Source organism: Burkholderia sp. KJ006 (assembly GCF_000262695.1).
In the GTDB taxonomy this organism is placed as follows: Bacteria; Pseudomonadota; Gammaproteobacteria; order Burkholderiales; family Burkholderiaceae; genus Burkholderia; species Burkholderia vietnamiensis.
Window position 1 is genome coordinate 23619 of the sequence record NC_017920.1, and the last position, 17338, is coordinate 40956.

Annotated in this window: 14 protein-coding genes and 1 tRNA gene; 8 read left to right on the top strand and 7 right to left on the bottom strand. The window is 67.0% G+C overall.

Features of this window, described 5'->3' with window-relative positions; genetic code table 11:
* The first annotated feature begins 106 nt into the window (after nt 1–106).
* Together MYA_RS00075 and MYA_RS00080 are read left to right on the top strand one after the other, a co-directional pair.
* A complete protein-coding gene (locus tag MYA_RS00075) occupies nt 107–625 on the top strand; it encodes a sigma-70 family RNA polymerase sigma factor (protein ID WP_041493713.1) in 519 nt (172 codons plus the stop codon).
* Nucleotides 622–1383: an anti-sigma factor family protein gene (locus MYA_RS00080; protein ID WP_014722114.1), complete on the top strand. Its 762-nt coding sequence runs from the start codon at nt 622–624 to the stop codon at nt 1381–1383. Before MYA_RS00075 ends, MYA_RS00080 begins: the two co-directional genes overlap by 4 nt.
* A gap of 496 nt (nt 1384–1879) precedes the next feature.
* Here the strand turns inward: MYA_RS00080 and MYA_RS00085 are convergent, their stop codons facing one another.
* Nucleotides 1880–2950 (bottom strand): Imm72 family immunity protein, encoded by a 1071-nt coding sequence (locus MYA_RS00085; RefSeq protein ID WP_014722115.1) that lies wholly within the window; start codon nt 2948–2950, stop codon nt 1880–1882.
* 875 nt (nt 2951–3825) lie between these two features.
* On the opposite strand from MYA_RS00085, the gene MYA_RS00090 reads away from it, so the two are divergent.
* Nucleotides 3826–3902 (top strand) — tRNA-Val (locus MYA_RS00090).
* A gap of 167 nt (nt 3903–4069) precedes the next feature.
* Here MYA_RS00090 and MYA_RS00095 read toward each other — a convergent pair.
* The gene (locus tag MYA_RS00095; RefSeq protein WP_014722116.1) at nt 4070–4939 is read right to left on the bottom strand and encodes a sigma-70 family RNA polymerase sigma factor; all 870 of its coding nucleotides are present in this window, start codon (nt 4937–4939) and stop codon (nt 4070–4072) included.
* A complete protein-coding gene (locus tag MYA_RS00100) occupies nt 4939–5415 on the bottom strand; it encodes a carboxymuconolactone decarboxylase family protein (protein ID WP_014722117.1) in 477 nt (158 codons plus the stop codon). The genes MYA_RS00095 and MYA_RS00100 overlap by 1 nt, the downstream gene beginning before the upstream one ends.
* A 554-nt stretch (nt 5416–5969) precedes the next feature.
* Here MYA_RS00100 and egtB point away from each other — a divergent pair.
* The 5 genes from egtB to MYA_RS00125 all read left to right on the top strand — a co-directional run bounded on the left by egtB (nt 5970) and on the right by MYA_RS00125 (nt 9604).
* Entirely contained in the window at nt 5970–7199 is a 1230-nt protein-coding gene (egtB, locus tag MYA_RS00105) for an ergothioneine biosynthesis protein EgtB (protein ID WP_041493714.1), read from the top strand.
* Nucleotides 7183–8196 carry an L-histidine N(alpha)-methyltransferase gene (gene egtD, locus MYA_RS00110; RefSeq protein ID WP_014722120.1) on the top strand — a complete coding sequence of 338 codons (1014 nt, stop codon included), beginning with the start codon at nt 7183–7185 and terminating at the stop codon, nt 8194–8196. The genes egtB and egtD overlap by 17 nt, the downstream gene beginning before the upstream one ends.
* A 231-nt stretch (nt 8197–8427) precedes the next feature.
* Nucleotides 8428–8730, top strand: a complete 303-nt coding sequence (locus MYA_RS00115; RefSeq protein ID WP_011882740.1) for a hypothetical protein — start codon at nt 8428–8430, stop codon at nt 8728–8730.
* A 56-nt stretch (nt 8731–8786) separates the two neighbouring features.
* A complete protein-coding gene (locus MYA_RS00120; protein WP_011882741.1) occupies nt 8787–9041 on the top strand; it encodes a hypothetical protein in 255 nt (84 codons plus the stop codon).
* A gap of 188 nt (nt 9042–9229) precedes the next feature.
* On the top strand, nt 9230–9604 hold the full coding sequence (locus MYA_RS00125) for a hypothetical protein (protein WP_014722121.1): 375 nt from the start codon (nt 9230–9232) through the stop codon (nt 9602–9604).
* A 255-nt stretch (nt 9605–9859) separates the two neighbouring features.
* Here the strand turns inward: MYA_RS00125 and MYA_RS00130 are convergent, their stop codons facing one another.
* The 4 genes from MYA_RS00130 to MYA_RS00145 all read right to left on the bottom strand — a co-directional run bounded on the left by MYA_RS00130 (nt 9860) and on the right by MYA_RS00145 (nt 17335).
* A complete protein-coding gene (locus tag MYA_RS00130) occupies nt 9860–12886 on the bottom strand; it encodes a type III restriction-modification system endonuclease (RefSeq protein WP_014722123.1) in 3027 nt (1008 codons plus the stop codon).
* Nucleotides 12886–14904 (bottom strand): site-specific DNA-methyltransferase, encoded by a 2019-nt coding sequence (locus MYA_RS00135; RefSeq protein WP_014722124.1) that lies wholly within the window; start codon nt 14902–14904, stop codon nt 12886–12888. Before MYA_RS00135 ends, MYA_RS00130 begins: the two co-directional genes overlap by 1 nt.
* Nucleotides 14905–15240: 336 nt before the next feature.
* Complete coding sequence (locus MYA_RS00140) at nt 15241–16371, bottom strand: porin (protein ID WP_034193009.1); 1131 nt, start codon at nt 16369–16371, stop codon at nt 15241–15243.
* A gap of 286 nt (nt 16372–16657) precedes the next feature.
* Nucleotides 16658–17335, bottom strand: coding sequence for a response regulator (locus MYA_RS00145; RefSeq protein WP_014722126.1), 678 nt, complete (start codon nt 17333–17335; stop codon nt 16658–16660).
* Between the last annotated feature and the right edge of the window lie 3 nt (nt 17336–17338).

Below are 17338 nucleotides of genomic sequence, written 5' to 3' on the forward strand. Positions count from 1 at the left end.
CCGCGTCGCTTTATTCCACGAAACAATTTTTCGTATGCTGATGGAATAAGCGGTGCCGGGCGGCGTCTTACCCGGCATCTCCACGCCTTTCGGCTCGCCCCCGGCCATGCCTTCAAACGCCCCCGACGACGACGCGTTGCGCGCACTCATCCCCAGGCTGCGACGCTTCGCGCTGTGGTTGGCGCGCGACGTCCACGCAGCCGACGATCTCGTTCAGTCGACGCTCGAGCGCGCGTTGTCGCGCTGGGCGAGCCGCCGCGACGACGCATCGCTGCGCAGCTGGCTCTTCACGATCCTTTACCGCCAGTTTCTCGACGGCAAGCGCAGCGCGAAGCGCTACGCGTGGCTGCTCGGCCGCATCCGCGACGATGAAGACGCGCACTGGCCGTCCGCCGAACGCGAATTCGCCGCGCGCGCGACGCTCGAAGCGTTCGGCCGGCTCTCCGACGAGCAGCGCAGCCTGCTGCTGCTCGTCGCGGTCGAAGGCTTCACGTATCGGGAAGTCGCCGATCTGCTCGAGGTGCCGATCGGCACCGTGATGTCGCGCCTGTCGCGAGCGCGGCAGGCGCTGCGCCAGCTCAGCGACGGCGAGCTTCCCGCTCCTTCTCTCCGGTTGATGAAATGAACGACCTCCGCCCCGACGAACACGATCTCCAGGCCTATGTCGACGGCCAGCTCGACGACGATGCGCGCGCCGCGGTCGAGCGATATCTCGCGCTGCATCCGGAGAGCGCCGAGCAGGTGAAGCAGTGGCAGCAGGATGCGCAGCGGTTGCGGGCAGCGCTCGAAAGCGTGCGGATGCCCGCCGGGAATCCCGAGCTCGATCCGGCCGCGATTCGTTCGCGCCGCACCGAACGCTCACGGATGCGGTTCGCGATGGCCGCTTCGTTCGTGTTCTGCATCGGGCTCGGCACCTTCGGCGGCTGGCAGGCGCGCGGGTGGAACGCGCCGCCGCCCGTCGCGCCGATGAGCGATGCGGTCGAGGCTTACCGGATGATGGTGGTCGATCAGGTCGCGAAGGTGGATTTCCGGCCGACGAGTGCGAAGGATCTGCATGGGTGGCTCACCAGACGCGTCGGCGCGTCGGCGAAGCTGCCGGACTTGAGTGCCGCAGGGTTCAAGCCGATCGGCGCGCGGTTGTTCATGACGGACAGCGGCGCCGCGGCCGCGATGGTGCTCTATGAGGACGATGCCGGGCGGACGCTGAGCTTCTATCTGCGGCCAGCGGAAGCGAAAAATCGGCTGCTGCCCGCGGGGCAACGCGTGGACGGCGCGTTGATGGCGCGGTATGGGTCGGTGAACGGGCTCAACTATGCGGTGGTCGGGCCGGCGAGCAATCTCGGTGAGCAAGCCGTTGCGAGGGCGTTGGATCAGCAGATTTGAGGGGGGTGATGTCGGCGGGCCGGCTGGTGGAGCTCGGCCAGCGCTCAAAGCGCTCATGTGAGACGTTCAGATCCACAGCGTTGGGAGTCGCTTTTGTGGCGGTTGTCCACACAGAGAGTCTCGTCTCGGTGCGTTCGCAGATCGGCGTGTCTTGCACGATTCCGGTGTCGTGCGGTTTGGCGTCTTCTGCGCGCGGGATATCAACATCAGTCTCGGCAACTCTGCATGCAGCCTCTCGTCGAACCGCCCATCTTCGGGTTACACAGCGTTTCGAGTGACTTCGGGCGGCGATATCCACACAGCTTTCACTGAGCCGGCATAGCGGATCTCGGTTCGGCTGCGCTCGCGGTGTTCGCATGCGCGTCAGTGCTTCGAACTCGTGCTTTTTGTCGACGGGCACACCGTTTCCGATTGTGTTGCGTGCCGGTTGTCCACACTCAGAAGCCAAGTGCTACGGCAGCAAGGGCGGCATTTGCCCGCCCTTGCCGTCTGCGCACTACGCGCGCTTCACCAGACGCCACGTCACCCAGTGCACCTTGAGCTCCCCCAGATTGTCCCGAACCAGCATGTCGGGCATCGCCGCCCCGGCTTCGACGCGCAGCACCTTGCCGCCGTATTCGTCCGTCTGCCAATCGCCGGTCACCGGGCAGATATCGCTCGTGCGGACCTGCGCGACGGGGTCGCGGTCGGACGCCGGCGCTGAAGGCGGATCGAGGAAGTACTCCGATTCGTCGGGGATGATGCCGTCCGCGTATCGCTTGTCTTCCCACAACAGCCGCCAGTGCGTCTTGACGGGCGTTCGCGTCTCGTCATCCCGGAGGTTCGGCGCGCGGATGTCACGAATGAAATAGTTGAAGCAGCCGTTGTTGTGCAAGCTGCGATTGCCGACCGGCACAACGCCCAGCAACTTCGATTGCTCGACGGTAACGGGCTCCCAGATGCCGTCACAAGGCACTTTGTCACCAGATTTGACCACCGGGCCCACGGGTTCCGGAACCTCCGGCAGGTTCGCTGGAAATACCGGATACGGAAGCGTGTAGAAGGTGTAGTCGTATGCACCGGGAGACAGCAGCAGTCCGACCGAGCGCAGTTGTGCGAGACCAGTATGTCCGGGCTCGAATGGCGCGTGTTCCATCTGGTATTCCGATACATGCAGCAGCCACGCCAGCGCTTCGACCTTCGGCGGGTAAGGAGCAGCCTGCGCACCGCGATCCCAGTAATCGGGATGGGGGAAAAAATACGCGTTCAGATACGTAAATCGATCGAACGCGTATTGCAGCGGCTCTCTGCGCTGCCAAACGGACCGGTCTCCGCGGGCCAGTTCTGGCAACCCTCGATCGTAGGCTGCCAGTATTTCGAAGATGATCGGCAAATTGTTTGCCGGCATGACCTCGGGATCATCTTCGGGCCAAGTCTTTACCGCGTTCTCGTACTCGTTCGCGAAGATCGCAAAGTCTTCGCGCTTGCGCTTCCAGAGCGAGAAGCTGGTCAGTCGTTGAAGCAGCCAGAAAATTCTGCGCCGGGTCGCATCGTCGGCCATGTCGTATTGCTTGATCGTCTTCGTCATCGTTGAACTTCGTACCACGCTTCCAATTCGCGTCGTGGGACTCACGTTGCTGTCGGTCATCTTTGTATGGGTCTCTTCATTCTCGAGCCAACGACGCCTCCATGCAGCGGCTTGCACAGCCGGCCGGCGAGCTGCACAGCGCTTCGAACTGGTTTGCTTCCGGTTAACCAAACGTGATGGAGAGCCGCATCACCGGCACGAGCGTTTCCTGTGCAGACCACTCCCCAGGACGCTTCGCCTGCCGCGCCGCTTCCGAGCTACGCGGCTTTACCAGGCAGCACATCACCCAATGCAGCTTGAGCTCGCCAAGCTAGCTCCGGCCCCACGCTATCAAACAATTGATCTGTGCGTCCCATCCAGACCTTGGCCCCGCTCACAGCGCCCAAATTGGGTTCTCCCTCCACCGCACGCAGTGCACATCCACTCCGAATCACAGTCTCCGGACTGTGCTTATCCAAAGGTGTTAACAGGATTCGTATACATACGTAGTGATAGTTAACAAGCGCACGGCCTCACAGTGGATAACCTCCTTAACCCCCTGAATCCAAAGCCCGAACCGCAACGCATAACCCGCCGCAAAGCAGACGCAAATCTCTGTGCAGCACAGAACAACTTTTCGTCGATTCACAGCCGCGCCGACGTATCCCCAATCGTTCCACTGTGAATCCAGAGGCTTCCGAGCCGGTTATCCAGAGGGCGATGTGGATAACGTCACAGCGCACCGACACGTTTTGCTGTGACGCGACGACACGAGCGCAACGCCCCGACTTCGCCGCCCCACACCAACCGCCAGCCGCTCCCGCACACCGGTTCAAAAAATTTTCACGAAGGGGCTTGTGCTGTCTGAAAACCCTCTCTATAATTCGCGGCTTCTTAGGCTCGTAGCTCAGTTGGTTAGAGCACCACCTTGACATGGTGGGGGTCGTTGGTTCGAATCCAATCGAGCCTACCAACGAATAAATGAAGGGGTCCGGCAGCACGCATTGCCTACAGGCAGTCGGCTCGCCAAACATACGAACGCCACGCGGCAACATCGCGTGGCGTTTTTCTTTTTGCGGTCGAAATCACGCATGCGCTGCAAGCAGCCAAGCGGGCGCACGAATCGCCCGCCGGCCGCCTTCAATGCAGATGCTTCAGCTTGTCCGGATTGCGCACGACATAGATCGCGACGATCTTCCCGTCGTCGACCTCGAGCGCCGTGGTCTGCAACTCGCCGTCGGCCTCCAGCGTGACGAAGCCCGGCAAGCCGTTGATGAACCCGGCCCGCACGAGCTTCGATGCATGCGTCGCGAACAGCCGCGCGAGAAACGCGTGCACCTTCATCACGCGGTCGAATCCGAACACCGGCTTGCCCGCGGCCGAGCGCTTGCCGCCGCCGTCCGAATGCAGGCTCACGTCCTCGGCGAGCAGCGCACCGAGTGCCCGCATGTCGCCGCTGCGCGACGCCGCGAAGAACGCCTCGGCCAACTCGATTCCGCGCTGCTTCTCGACATGAAAACGCGGCCGCGCGTCGCGCACGTGTGTGCGCGCCCGCGCAGCGAGCTGGCGGCACGCAGCCGGTTCGCGCTGGATCGTCGTCGCTATCTCGTCGAACTCGAGACCGAACACGTCGTGCAACAGAAACGCCGCGCGCTCCAGCGGCGACAGCCGTTCGAGCGCGAGCAGCAGCGGCAGCGTCACGTCCTCCTGCACGTCTTCGTCGACGATCGGCTCGGGCAGCCACGGGCCGATATAGGTCTCGCGCTGATGCCGCGCGGACTTCAGCTGATCGATGCACATGCGCGTCACCATCCGGCGCAGGAACGCCTCGGGCACGCGCACGTCGGCGCGATCGACGTCCATCCAGCGGATGAACGCGTCCTGCACGACATCCTCGGCATCGGCGACGGAGCCGAGCATCCGGTACGCGACGCGGATCAACGTACGACGCAGCGGATCGAAGCTCGTCGCTGCGTCGTCACCGCCCGCGGACGGATCGACGTTCGTCATCAGGCCACCAGGCTCGCGGCGGCAGCCTTCGCTTCGGCCGGATCGACCCACAAGCCGAAGCCGACGGCGAGCCGGTTCCAGCCGTTGATCACGTTGATCATCAGCGTGAGTTTCACCTGTTCCTCCTGGCTGAATTGATCGACCAGCGCCGCATACGCGGCTGCGCGCGCATCGTGGCCTTCCGACAGCCGCGTCAGCGCATCGGTCCAGCCGAGCGCGGCGCGTTCGCGATCGGTGTAGCAGGGCGCCTCGCGCCACGCGGCCAGCAGATTGATGCGCTGCTCGGTCTCGCCTCGCGCGCGCGCCTCGACCGTGTGCATGTTAAGGCAGTTCGCGCACGCGTTGATCTGCGACGCGCGGATCTTGACGAGCTCGATCAGCGTCGGCTCGAGGCTCCCGGCAGCGGCGACCGATACGGTCATCCAGCTCTTCATCAGCGCGGGCGCGGCGGCAAACGGATTGAGTTTCGCTGTCATGGTTGCTTCTCCTTTCGGGTGGATTCAGACGACATGACGAGCGACACCTGCCGCGTGTGACATCGACGCGAAAAAAATTTCAACGACCGGAAGCGGCGGGGCGATGCAGCGCGATTGCAGGTCATGTGCGCCGAGCGTCCGATCAGAAGCGCAGCGCGCCCGGTATCGCGCGCATGGAGACGCCGCAGCGTCATCGCAGCTTTCACTCGCTCAGGGCGCTTGTCACCAGATGTCGGCAGAATCGACGCTCGGGCATGCGAATTGCGGGCGCGTTGCGACACATTGCGCTACCCGCATTCGACCGCCCGCCGCCCATCCGAGCTTCGTGGAACCCATGCTTTCATTCCTCTTTCGCTATCGTTTCACCCGAAATCCGATTCGCGACGGTCACATTTCTGGCCCATACTGTTCTGCACGGGCAGACGAAGTGACGCAGAATCTACCGCCCGACGACGCAGCAACGAAGGTCGCACGTCAGCCGCGCGCATCCGAGCGCAACGCTGTCCTTTTCCCGGCAACGCAACGCAGCGAATCGCGACGTGGACGGTAAACCGATGAGCCTCCTTGCATCCCAGCTTCAGCGCCGTTACCAGGAAGTGCGCGCCCATAGCCTCGCGTTGACCGCGACGCTGTCGGCCGAAGACCAGGCCGTGCAGTCGATGCCCGACGCGAGCCCGGTGAAGTGGCACCTCGCGCATACCACCTGGTTCTTCGAAACCGTCGTGCTGATGCGCCGCGTGCCCGGCTACGCGCCGTTCGACGACGCGTTCCAGTTTCTGTTCAACTCGTATTACGAAGCGCTCGGCCCGCGTCATCCGCGGCCGCAGCGCGGGCTGCTCACGCGTCCGTCGCTCGATCGCGTGCATGCGTACCGGCAGCATGTCGACGCAGCGCTGCAGCACGCACTCGACGCTGCGGATCCCGCCTTGCTGGCCGCGATCGCACCCGAGGTCGAGCTGGGCCTGCATCACGAGCAGCAGCATCAGGAGCTGATCGTCACCGACATGCTGCACGCGTTCTCGTGCAACCCGCTCAAGCCTGCGTTCCGGCCGCGCGACGGCGCGCACGCGCAAGCGGCGCTCGCCGCGGGCGACGCCGGCGCGCTGCGCTGGCTGCGTCAGCCGGGCGGCCTCGTCCAGATCGGCCACGACGGCGACGCGTTCTCGTTCGACAACGAGCGCCCGCGCCATACGGCGCTCGTGCAGCCCTGCGAGATCGCGAACCGCCTCGTGACGAATGCCGAATTCGCGGCCTTCATCGCGGATGGCGGCTACACGCGCGCCGAACTCTGGTTGTCCGACGGCTGGGCGACCGTGCAGCGCGAAGGGTGGTGCGCGCCGGCGTACTGGATCGCCGACGATGAGCGCACCGCGAAAACCGTACGCGAATGGCGCGCGTTCGGCCTGCATGGCGTCGAACCGCTCGCGCCCGATGCGCCGGTGTGCCACGTGAGTTTCTACGAGGCGGCCGCGTACGCGGAATGGGCCGGCGCACGCCTGCCGACCGAATTCGAATGGGAAGCCGCGTTCGGCGTGGACGGCGTGCGCGAGATGCTCGGCCACGTGTGGCAGTGGACGCGTTCGTCGTACGAGCCGTATCCGGGCTTTCGGCCGCTGGCCGGCGTCGCGGCCGAATACAACGGCAAGTTCATGGTCGGCCAGCAGGTCCTGCGCGGCAGCAGCATCGCGACGCCGCCGGGCCACGCGCGGCCGACGTACCGCAATTTCTTTCCGCCGGCCGCGCGCTGGCAATTCACGGGAGTGCGACTTGCGCGAGACGTCTGACCTGACGGCCACGAGCGGTGGCCAGCAACCCGCCCGCGAGGCGCGGCCGAGCGCGTTCGAGCGCGACCTGATCGACGGGCTGTCGCGCACGCCGCGCAGCATTCCGCCGAAGTACTTCTACGATGCGGCCGGCTCCGCGCTGTTCGACCGCATTTGCGAGCTGCCGGAGTACTACCCGACGCGCACCGAGCTCGGCATCCTGCGCGACCGCGCGGCCGAGATCGTGCAGCGCGTCGGCCCGCACGCCGACATCGTCGAATTCGGCGCGGGCTCGCTCGAGAAGATTCGCGTGCTGCTCGACGCCTGCGCGAACAACTATGCGAACGCGCCGGCGCGCTACGTGCCGATCGACATCTCGGCCGACTATCTGCACGGCGCGGCCGCGCGCCTGCGCGCCGCGTATCCGTGGCTCGACGTCGCGCCGCTCGCCGCGGACTACACGAAGGCCGAGCAGCTGGCCGAGCTGACGAACACGCCGCGGCGACGCATCGGCTTTTTCCCCGGCTCGACGATCGGCAACTTCTCGCCGGAAGAAGCCGATGCGTTCCTGCGCGACGCCGCACGACTGCTGCGCGGCGGCGGCCTGCTGGTCGGCGCCGATCTGGTGAAGGACGAGCGCACACTGCATCGTGCGTACAACGACGCGCAGGGCGTCACGGCGCAGTTCAACCTGAACCTGCTGGTGCGCGCGAACGCGGAGCTCGGCGCGGATTTCGACGTCGACGCCTTCTCGCATTGCGCGTTCTACGATCGCGAGCGGCAGCGCATCGAGATGCATCTCGTCAGCGATGTCGCGCAGACGGTGCACGTGCGCGGCCACGCGTTCCGCTTCGAGGCCGGCGAGCGCATCCATACGGAGAACTCGCACAAGTTCACGATCGACGGCTTCCATGCGATCGCGCGGCGCGCGGGCTTCGAGCCCGACACCGTGTGGACCGACGCCGACGAGCTGTTCAGCGTGCACTGGCTGCGCAGCGTCGACGATATCCGCGCGTAGCGGCCGGGCACGCCGCACCGGCCGCCTTGCGGCAATAATTTCCGTCTCCGTCGATTCGATGCGCCGTCGCAACGGCGTGTCGAATCGCGCGTCTCCTTGCGCAGCAAGGCTCCGCGGGCGCCGTAATCGCCCGTTACCGGTCTCGCAGACCGGTTTCACCTGTGTCGGCCCGCGCTGCCTAGACTCCGAACCGTAGTCACATCACGCACGACACGTGCAGGGAGTCGCGAAATGAGCAAGAAACTTATTCTCGGTGCAGTTCTCGGTGTAGCGGCGCTCGCAGCGTCGGGCGTCGCGTCGGCGCACGTCGACCTGTCGGTCGGGATCGGCGTGCCGGGCGTCTACGCGGCGCCGGCGCCCGTCTACGTCGCACCGCCGCCGCCGGTGATGTACGCGCCGGTGGGCTATCGCGACGACGACTGGCGTGCGCGCGCGTGGCGCGAACATGAATGGCGCCGCCGCGAATGGCGCGAACACGAGTGGCGCGAGCGCGGCTGGCGCGACGGCGGCGGCTGGCGCGGCCGCTGGGACTGAGCGCCGCGACACGCACACGACAACATTGATCGCATCGACACGAGGAGCGTGATCGCATGAACCCCATTCGATACATCGGAACGTTGACGGCCGCCGCGGCCGTTGCGCTCGCAACGATCGGCAGCGCGCAGGCTGCCGGCTGCATCAAGGGCGCGGCGGTAGGCGGCGTTGCCGGCCACTACGCCGGGCACCATGCGGTGGTAGGCGCGGTCGGCGGCTGTCTCGTCGGCCGCCATATGGCGAAGAAGCACGAGCAGGAGCAGGCGGCGCAGCGCAAGGCGGCCGCGGCCGCATCGCAGACGGCGCAGTGAACCACGACGACCGGCGGCGCCGCGACACCGTCGCCGCCGGTCGCTGTCGTTGTCGCACGCCGGTGGGCCGGAAATTGATCGGACGAATGCGTGCACACGGCGCGTTACGATCATTTACAACGTCGCGCCGCGCGAAAACCGCGCGTTCGTAGAATGCAGTCATCCGAACGCGCTTCAGGGAGAAAACGATGAAAACTCAACGATATCTGTCCGTGCTGGCAGCGGCGCTGCTCGCACTCGGGGCCGCCGGCGCACAGGCGGCGGCTGGCGGGAATGGCGGTGGCGGCGGCGGCGGCCATGGCGCAGGCGGGATGGGCGGCAACGCGGGTGGGATGTCCGGTAGCCACATGAGCGGCGACGCGCTGAGCAATTCGAACGGCTTCCGCTCGGGCGACCGCGACAAGGGCCTCGCACGCGCGGCCGATCGCTCCGACACGATCGCCGACCGCGCCGGCGTGCAGCCCGGCCACGGTCACGCGCATACGCACGGCCATACCGCGCATGCGACGACGGCGACCTCGACGCATCACGGGCATCGTAACGCGCTCGGCCGCACGCTGTAAGCGTACCCGTGCGGACGGAACAAGCGCGCTTCGGCGCGCTTTTTTCATGGGTGCGCGCGGCATCGCAGGCCGCTCGTTGCTCGCCGTCTCGACCCTGATTTGCAACCAGCCGTCACGGGGCGCGCGAACGCGTCGGAATACGAACCGCTTTCCCGCGAATGACGGACGGATCGTTCGTATAGAAGCAACGAAGGAGCGAAGGCTCGAAGCGCGTCACCCCAGATGAAAAAAAGGCGGCTCGCGCCGCCCTTCGCATCAACCCGCGCGGCCGCCCGCCGCCGCACCGGGCTCGAACAGCGCATCGACCTGCGCGACGCGCACGAACCGCGCCGCATCTTCGCCATCGGCCAGCGCGCGGAAATGCGCGGCGCCGCACGCGAGCTTCGCGCGCTCGTGCTCGCTCGGCACGGCGTCGTCGGCGTTCGGCGTATCGACGACGAAATAGAGCCGCTCGCCGCCATCCTGTTCCGCGAGCACGGCCCAGTCCGGGTGATAGCCGCCGAGCGGCGTCGCGATGCGGAACCACGCCGGCAGCCTCGCGTACAGCTTCACGCCGTCGTGCGCTTCGAGCGCATCGGCGAACGCGCGCTCCGCGTCCGTCTCGCACACCACCGCCTCGTGAATCGACTTGCGCGCATCGAGTCGCAGGCTGCGCAGGTAGCCGGTGAGCGCCTCGCTCTCGAACGATTCGAGCGCGTGCACGTGACGATCGCCGAGCTTCCTGTACGAGATCCCCGCAACGAGCGCGAGCCGCTTGCAGCGGTTGATCGCGTCGGCGGCCAGCGCGATGAACTGCTGCGGATTCACGCGGAAGTCGTCGAGCCGGCCGCTGTCGGCGATGATCGTCGCGAGCGAGCGGCGCGTGAGCTGCGTGCGGTCCTGCAGCTCGGTGAGCAGGTCCGGCAACGGCAGTTCGCCTTCGTCGAGCAGCACCGTGCCGGCGCCCGCCACCTCGATCGCCTCGATGCCGGCCTTGCCGATGTCGATCTCGGCCTTGCGCCATTGCAGCCGCGCCCGCGCGATGTCGGGCGCGTCGCGCAGCGCCGTCGTGCAGTCGCGCACCAGCTTCGCGTTGTCGAAGTCCACGCTGTACACGGTGCGATGGCGAATGCGTTCCCACAGCGCGCGGAACGCGTCGCCGAAGATCACGGCCTTGCCGGACGCATCGCGGCGCAGCGCGATCGCGCGCCGCTCGTCCGCGTTGCGCACCGCGAAGCGGCCCGACAGCTTGCGAAGCGTCGCGACGATCGGCGCGCGCAGCGTCTCGAATGCGTCGGGCAGCACGAGCGCGCTGCGGCGCAGCGCGTCCTTCAGGCGGTCGAGCACCTTGCCCTGCGCGTCGACGTAGCCTTGCTCGTGCAGATGCGTCCACAGCATGCGCGACAGCTCGATGCCGAGCGCATGCGCGGGGCCGTCGCCTTCCTGCACCGGCAGCGCCGCGAACTGGTGTTGCTCGACGATCCCGAAGCGGATGCCGGTGTCGGCCTCGATTTCCTTCTGCAGGTTCTCCGCGAACGACTCGTAGCGCTCGGTTGCGATCACGGTGAGCGTGTTCACGCCGGGGTCGCGCACGCGCTCGCCGTCCTGGTCGACCGCGAGGCGCAGCCCGCGGCCGAGCGTCTGACGGCGCTCGCGTTCGGTCTGGATGTCGCGCAGCGTGCAGATCTGGAACACGTTCGGGTTGTCCCAGCCTTCCTTCAGCGCCGAGTGCGAGAAGATGAACTTCAGCGGCGTGTCGAACGACAGCAGCGCTTCCTTCTCGCGCATGATGAGCCCGTACGCGCGCTCGGCGTTCTCGCGCGCGGCGGCGCTGCTCTCGCTCGTGTCGGTCCAGCCGCCCTTGCGGTCGATCGAGAAGTAGCCGTTGTGCGCGCGCTCGACCTCGCGGGCGATGTCGACGCCGTCGAATAGCGCGCGATAGGCCGGCACCCGCGCGGCGCGCGCATATTCATCTTCGAAGATCAGCGCGTAGTCGCCTTTGACGGGCGTGCCGTTCTCGTCGTAGCGGCGATAGCGCTCGACCGAGTCCACGAAGAACAGCGACAGCACCTTCACGCCGCGCTCGGCGAGGCGCAGCTCCTTGTCGAGATGCTCGCGGATCGTGCGGCGGATCATCTCGCGCTGCACCGCGAGCGTGTCGATGTCGCCGAACGCCTCGCCGAGCGACAGGAACGCGTCGCCTTCCGGATGGCGCAGCTCGACGTATTCGGCGCCCTTGACCGCATGCACTTCGCCGATGCGCAGCCCGGCGTACAGCGCGCGTTTGGTCAGCCGTTCGAGATCGTCGCCGTCGGTCGCGGACACGATCTGCCGCTTCACGCCGGCCGCGGTCGCCACGTCGAGCTCGATGCGCGCGCTGATCGCGCCGCGCCGGTTCGACACGCCGACGAGCCGCACGTACGGCTTGTTGTGCGCGTCCTCGACGATCGCCGACGCGATCTCGATCTGCTTGACGAGCTTGCGCTCGTAAGCGTCGACCGCGTCGAGCCGATACACCATGTGATGCCGGTCGACGTGGGTGGCCGAGTAGCGCAGCGTGCAGAGCGGCGCCATCGCGGCGAGCGCCTCGCGGCCGCGCCCTTCGAGGCCGCCGTCGACGCTCTGCGGCTCGTCGACGATCACGATCGGCCGCGTCGCGCGGATCAGGTCGATCGGCTTCTCGCCGCCGGTCTTCTCGCTGTCCTTGTAGAGGTTGTTGATTTCCTTCTTGTTGATCGCGGCGACGGTCATCACCATGATCTGGATCGCCGCGCTCGCCGCGAAGTGGCGCACCTGGCCGAGCTTCGCCGAGTCGTACAGGAAGTAGTCGTACGGCACGCCCGCGTACAGCGCGCGGAAATGATCCTCGGTGATCGACAGCGTCTTGTGCACGCCTTCCTTGATCGCGATCGACGGCACCACGATCACGAACTTCGTGAAGCCGTAGCGGCGGTTCAGCTCGAAGATCGTGCGCAGATACACGTAGGTCTTGCCCGTGCCGGTCTCCATCTCGACGGTGAAGTCGCGCGAGCCGGGCTGGCCGGACGGCGGCAGCCCGCCGCGCAGCTGCACGTCGGCGAGGTTGCGCGCGAGCGCGTCGTCGGTCAGCGACAGCCGGTTGCCGACGCCTTGCTCCGACACCGCGAAGCCGAGCGAGCCCTGCGCGGCGGCCGTCGTGCCGGGCGCGGCGTTCGCGAGCACGCTGAAGTCGCCGCGATACGATTCCTGGCCGCGAAACAGGTCGCAGACGGCGTCGATCGCGTCGCGCTGGTAGTCGAGATCCGCTTCGAAATGCAGCCGCATCAGAGGCTCCGCACGCGCTTCACGCCGTGCTGCTCGAGCAGCGCGGCGAGATTGAGCTTCGCGACGTCGTCGACGAAGCCGCTGTCGCGGAACAGGCACGTGACGTCGCGCGTCGCGCCGGTCGCATCGAGCAGCTCGACGATGCCGTCGGCGAGCGGCCCCGCGTCGTCGCGCGACATGCGCGCGTCGAAGCACGCGACGATCGCGCGGCCGATCAGGTGCACCGTCTTGCCGGCCACCTGGTGATGCTCGACCGGCGTGCACAGATCGAGGCCGAGCTTGAGCGTGAGCTCGGCGAGCAGGTCGTCTTCGCTGCGGCCGGTCTTCACGTGCTCGACCGACGCGAACAGCGCATGGTCGAAGTCGTCGCGGCGCGGATCCCACTCGATCACGTTGGTGGTGTCGAGGCGATACACGCGAAAGCCGAGGTCGCCATAGCTTTCCGGATAGTCGCGCGCGACCTGCTGCGCGGCGCGGCGCAGCCGCTCCTTGGTGACTTCGGCGAGCGTCGCCGGCTTCTTCAGCTTCGCGCAGAAATCGGCGGCCGCCTGCTGCGCCTTGTCGCGGCGGTCGAGCGCCTCGGGTAGCTGCACGAGGATGTAGCGGCGTGCGCCGCCGTCGGTCGCGTTCACCTGCATCACCGCGTGGCCGGTCGAGCCGGAGCCGGCGAAGCAGTCGAGCACGATGTCGTCGCCGCGCGTGCACCAGCCGATCACGGCCGCCGCGAAATCGACCGGCTTCGGCTGGTCGAACGGGATGCCGAGCGCCTTCAGCAGCGCGTCGTCGGAGCCGGCGAACGGCAGCACCGACGGCACGTTCTCGTACATGTTCTCGTCGAGGTAGTAGATCCGTTGCGGCTGGGTGGTTTCGTCCGGGCCGAATTCGATCTGGCCGCGCTCGATCAGCGCCTGCATCGTCGCGGGCGGATTGCGCCAGCCGCGCGCCGGCATCGCGCACGGCTTGCCGGTGACCGGGTGGATCAGCGGCGTGAAGTACTCGTCCGGCGCCTTCTTCTTGTTCGGCCACGCCATCGACACGAGCCGGTACACGCGCCCGTCGGCGGACAGCCGGTCGTACATCACCTCGCCGCCGGACAGGTTGGTCTGCGCCTTCATCCACGCGCGGTACGCCTTCTGCGCGTCCTTCGCGTTGCCGCTGCGGTACACGGCGTCGTGCGCGGCGTCGAGCATGCGCTGCGCGTTACGCTTCGGGCGCTTCAGCGGCGCCTGTTCGAGCAGCGTCTCGGCGTTGCGCGCGAACAGCACCAGCGATTCGTGCTGGTACGCGATGCCGCGCGCGTCGCCCTTCGGATTGCGCTTGTCCCACACGGCCACGCCGAGCTCGTTCTCCTCGCCGAAGATCTCGCGCAGCATCAGCACGAGCGCATGCACCTCGTGCTCGTCGATGTGCACGGCGATCAGCCCTTCGTCGGACAGCAGCGCGTGCGCGAGCTTCAGCCGCGGATACATCATGTTCAGCCAGTCGGTGTGGAACCGGCCGTTCGCCTCGGTGTTGGTGCTGCGCTTCACGCCGGCGTCGGTCTGGCCCGTCATCGCGAGGTAATGGCGGATGCTGTCGCTGAAGTCGTCCGCGTAGACGAAATCGCTGCCGGTGTTGTACGGCGGGTCGATGTAGACGAGCTTCACCTTGCCCGCGTAGCTCTTGTGCAGCAGCTTCATCACGTCGAGGTTGTCGCCCTCGATCACGAGATGGCGCGTGTCGTCCCACGCGACGCTGTCGTCGGGGCACGGGCGCAGCGTGCCGGTCGACGGCGTGAGCGCGGCCTGGCGCGCGCCGCGCTTGCCGTGCCAGTGGAAGCCGTAGCGCTCGTCGGCGGCGCCGACGGTGTGCTCGCCGACCAGCGCCTTGAGCACGTCGACGTCCACCGACGCGCCGTGCGGGCCTTCGGTCACGAGTTCGGGGAACAGCGCCTTCAGGCGCGCGACGTTGTCGGCGGTGAAATCCGTCGACATCGCCAGCGGGCTCGCCGCATCGAGTTTCTGCATCGTCTTTTCCATCGGAGCCCGGCCGCGTGCGCCAGGACATCGGGCGCAGTCGCGGCACCGGCGGCAAGGGCCGCCCGGGCAAACCCGAAACGCTAGCGAGTCGGTCGGCGCAGGTCAAGCACCGATGTGAGGCGATCGTGCGCGCATCGGCCGGGAAACGCCCGTCGGGCGGCCCGCGAGGCGCGTCGGGCCGGGCCTCGCGGCCGGCGCACGACGCGCGGGCCGCGGCGCATGCGGGGCTGCGGCAGCGGCAGCAGAAAAAAGGGGCACGGTCGACGCGAGCGCGCCGCCGTGCCCGCCGCGCGTATCGGGCGCGCGCGATACGGGGCCGGCCGGCCCCCGGTCCGGTCAGAAGCGCGTGCGAATCCCCGACGTCAGCTCGAGCTGGTTCTTCGCGCCGAACGTCGACGCCACCGTGTAGCCGCCATGCAGCTTCATGTAGTCGCCGGCGAGGTACACCTCGGTGCGCTTGCTCAGGTGGTAGAACACCGACCCGTAGAGCGTCTCCTTGAAGCCGTTGCCGACGCCGCTGGTCAGGCTGAACGCGCCGAGGTTGGCGTTCGGCACGAAGCCGTCGGCGTTGTATGCGGCGTTCTTCACGCGCATCTGCTGGTAGCCGAGCTCGTAGTCGAGCGGGCCGCGCGGCGCGATCTTCATCGACACCGTCCAGGAATCGTCGTGGCGCTGGCCGAGCGAGCCCTGGTCGCCGTTGTAGCGGAAGTAGCCGGCGTTCAGGCGCACGATGCTGAACGCGTAGTTGCCGCCGACCGAGAACGTCTGGTTGGTGAAGCCGCCGTGGTTCACGTGGTTGTAGAAGCCGGACACCGCGAACGGTCCGCCGTTGTAGCCGAGCGCGACCTGGTACGCGGAGCCGGTCGCGAATGCGGTCGAGTTGCTGAACTGGTAGCCGGCGCTCGCGAAGATGCCGTTGCCGAACACCTTTTTCCACGCGACGCCGTTGTTGTAGCGCGTGCCGGTCGGGCCGGCCGCGTAGAAGATCATCTGCTTGAAGTTGTTCGAGTTGGTCCAGCCGCCTTCCTCGGTCGTCAGCTTCGCGGCGCCGTACGCGTCGCCGTAGATCGCCGAGGCGTCGCGTGCGATCGTGTTCTGGAAGCCGGCCGTCAGCTTGCCGAGGCGCGGATCCTCGACGCCGACCCACGCGTCGCGGTCGAACAGCTGGCCGTCGTCTTCCATCTGGCCGTTGGCGACCACGTATTCGCTCTCGAGGCGAAAGATGATCCTGGTGCCGCCGCCGATGTCTTCCGCGCCGCGCAGGCCCCAGCGGCTGCCGCTGAACCACGGCTCGCCTTCGTTGCCCATGCCGATCACGTGATTGCCGTTCGCATCGGCGTGGGTCCGGTAGGTCGGAAAGCTCAGGTCCATCAGCCCGTACAGCTGCACGCTCGACTGCGCGTGCGCGTGGGTGCCTGCGCAGAGGCCAGTCGCCGCGATGGAAAGGGCAAGGGTGGTTCGTTTCAAGATCGTCTCCTCCGGGCTGCCGCATTGAAGTCAATTCGTTGGCGGTACGAAACGTACGCCGCATGGTGACGGCCGCATGGGGCCGACGCGTAGCATCGTAGAAGGTGCAATCCTTCACGTCGCTTTCCCGCGGCAAGCATCTGCGTCGGTGAAAACACCGAAGCCGCGACGAAGGCAGGTCGCGCACGCGAGCGGCGGCGAGCCGCGCGATGCATCGCCGGGCCGGGGGTGAATTTCCGTACTACGAATGGTCGCGCGAGGCGCGTGAGGCAAGAGAGCGCGCGCGTCAGTGCTGCGCGGGCTTCGCGCGCAGGATATAGCCGAGGCCGCGCAGCGTGATGATCTCGGCCGTGCTGCCCGCGAGATGCTTGCGTAGCCGGTGGATGTAGATGTCGATCGCATCGGCGCTCGGCTCGTCGTCGAGCGCGAACACGCTGTCTATCAGCCGCGCCTTCGACACCGTCTTGCTCTGCTGCAGCATCAGCGTTTCGAGAATCGCATGCTCGCGGCGCCGCAGCGCGAGCAGCGCGTCGCCGCAGCGAAACTCGCGCGTGCCGAACGCGTAGACGAGGTCGCCGCACACGAGCTGCGCGGTGCCGACGCCGGCCTGTCGCCGGATCAGCGCGCGAATGCGCGCGACCAGCTCGCGCGATTCGAACGGCTTGACCACGTAGTCGTCGGCGCCCGCGCCGAAGCAGTCGACCTTGTCGTCGACCGAGCCGTGCGCGGTCAGCATCAGCACCGGCACGTTGTCGTTGCGGCGCCGCAGCCGCGCGAGCACTTCCTTGCCGCTGATGCCGGGCAGCCGCATGTCGAGCAGCACCGCGTCGTAGCGCTCCGTCTTCAGCACCGTGTCGGCGCGCTCGCCGTCGCCGACGCAGTCGACCGCGAAGTCCTCGCCGCGCAGCAGGTTCACGATCCAGTGCGCGAGTTCGGCGTTGTCTTCGACCAGCAGCAGTTTCATGGC